The organism is Luteibacter sp. (assembly GCF_051958795.1).
In the GTDB taxonomy this organism is placed as follows: domain Bacteria; phylum Pseudomonadota; class Gammaproteobacteria; order Xanthomonadales; family Rhodanobacteraceae; genus Luteibacter.
Genome location: NZ_JBQCFT010000424.1, coordinates 1 through 2,328, shown reverse-complemented (window position 1 = coordinate 2,328; position 2,328 = coordinate 1). Strand labels below are relative to the sequence as shown.

Sequence of the window (2,328 nt, the reverse complement as noted above, 5' to 3'; positions counted from 1 at the left end):
CGGCACGATGCGCTGCACCTGGCGGGTTTCACCCTGGCCGATGACCGATACCGCCTCGAGGTCCTGGGTTTTCGGCGGCGGGGCGTCCTCGGCATGGGCGTGGACAGCGACGGCGGCGGCGAGCGCCAGGAACAGGGCGGAACGGGAGAACTTCATCGACAGGGGACTCGACGGTGGGAAAGCCGACGAGAGTGGCTTTGCTGTGTGGACGTTTTCTTACGATCCGCGGCGCAACCGCCGTTTGGTGAACCGAGTCTCAAATACCGCGAAAACCTGCAACACTTCGCCCCAACAATGGCGAACCCTTGCACGGACCTCTCCATGTCACTGCGCACCCGCCTCACCGCCCTGCTGTTCCTGGCCCTCGCCTCCAGCGAAGCCAGCGCTGCCCACCGCGTCATCGTGTTCGTATGGGATGGCATGCGCCCCGACGCGATCAGCGAGGAGGACACCCCGAACCTGGCGGCGCTGGTGAAGCAGGGCACGTTCTTCGCGGATAACCACGCGACCTATCCCACCTTCACCATGGTGAACGCGTCGAGCTTCGCCACCGGCTCGTTCCCAGGCACGATCGGCTTCTTCGGCAACCGCTTCTGGGCCCCCGGCGCCAGCGGCTTCGATGCCAAGGGCGCGCCTAGCGATTTCACCGCGCCGGTCTACACCGAGGATTACGCGGTGCTGCGGGCCCTCGACGGCCACTACCACCACGACCTGCTGCAGGCGCCGACCCTGCTGGAACGGTCGCGGAAGAAGGGGCTGAAGACCGCCGTGGTCGGCAAATCCGGCCCGGCGTTCCTGCAGGACATCCATGAGGGCGGCACGATCCTCGACGAGAACGTGGCGCTGCCCCTGGCGTTCGCGCGCAAGCTTTCGGCGGCTGGCTTCAAGCTGCCGGCCAACATCGTGCACGCCTATGACGATGAGCATTTCCACCTGGAGCCGGATAACGGCGCGCCCACCGCGCAGCTGCCCCTCGTGACCCTGAAGGATGGCAGCACCTCGGATGCCTCCGATGGTGCGGGCGCGCCGCCGACCGCGTCGAACGCCTACCTGATGAAAGCGTTCCTCGAGTACATCCTCCCGGTAGAGAAGCCGGACGTCAGCTTCGTCTGGCTGCGCAACCCGGATTCGACCGAGCACCAGTACGGCGTGGGCTCGCCCAACTTCCACCTGGCCCTGCGCGCGCAGGATGAGCTGCTCGGCCAGCTGCAGGCGAAACTGAAGGCGCTGGGGATGGAGAGCGATACGGATCTCGTGATCGTCTCGGACCACGCACACAGCAACGTCGCCGGGCCGCGCGACCTGTTCCCGTTGCGCCAGATCGCGGATGGCCGCGTGGGTCGCATCGATAACGAGTGGGGATTCTCCACGTCTGGCGCGATCCGCCTGGCCGATGAAATGACCCAGGCCGGCTTCACGGCGTTCGATGGCTTTGGCTGCATCTATGCGCCCGTGATGTCGGGCATCCTTGCGAACGGCAAGGCGCTTCATGCCACGCGCTTCGACGACGATGGCCGCATCTGTGGCAAGCCGGGACCGTACACGACGCCTGCTTACAAGGTACCGGCCGATCTGCCGAAGGAAGCCTTCGTCATCGCGCCGAACGGCGGCAGCGAGTACCTCTACCTGCCATCGCACGATCGCGCGGAGATCGAAAAGGCCGTGCGCTTCCTGCAGTCGCGCGAAATGTTCGGCGCCATCTTCGTGGATGCGCGTTACGGAAGGATCCCGGGCACCCTGCCGCTCGCCACCGTGCATCTGGCCAACAAGCGCGCACCGGACATCATCGCGAGCTACGACTTCGATCCGGACGCCACGATCCAGGGCTTCCGCGGCACCGTGTACACCAGCATGAGCAACGAGCGCGGCATGCACGGCAGCTTCAGCCCCGTGGACGTGCACAACACGCTGCTGCTGACCGGGCCGGACTTCCGCAAAAACCTGCGTAGCGAGCTGCCCAGCGGCAACGTCGATCTCGCGCCGACCCTGGCCGCGGTGCTTGGCGTCGACCTGGGCAAGGCCGACGGGCGCGTCCTGCGCGAGGGCGTCGAGGGCCGCAATGGCGACGGCCTGGCCGTGCAGCCGGCTGACATCACTACTGATACGGCCACCGGCCTCGATGTCCGCCGGGTCGATGGCAGCCCCATGGGCCGCAGCACGTACCGCTTCACCCTGAAGACGAAGCAATTGACCGATAACGGCAAAACCTACACGTATTTCGACGGGGCCCCGGCCGAACGCAGCCCTTGAAGCTCGGTACTCCGTCGTAGGAGCCCACCCTGTGGGCGACATCCTTCGCGACACCGCCGCAGGTCCTGTGGCCATCCC

Annotated in this window: 1 protein-coding gene; it reads left to right on the top strand. The window is 66.2% G+C overall.

Annotated elements, in window-relative coordinates:
• Window positions 1–321: 321 nt before the first annotated feature.
• Window positions 322–2,250 (top strand): alkaline phosphatase family protein, encoded by a 1,929-nt coding sequence (locus ACTHLF_RS21250; protein ID WP_440330230.1) that lies wholly within the window; start codon window positions 322–324, stop codon window positions 2,248–2,250.
• The last annotated feature ends 78 nt before the right edge of the window (window positions 2,251–2,328 follow it).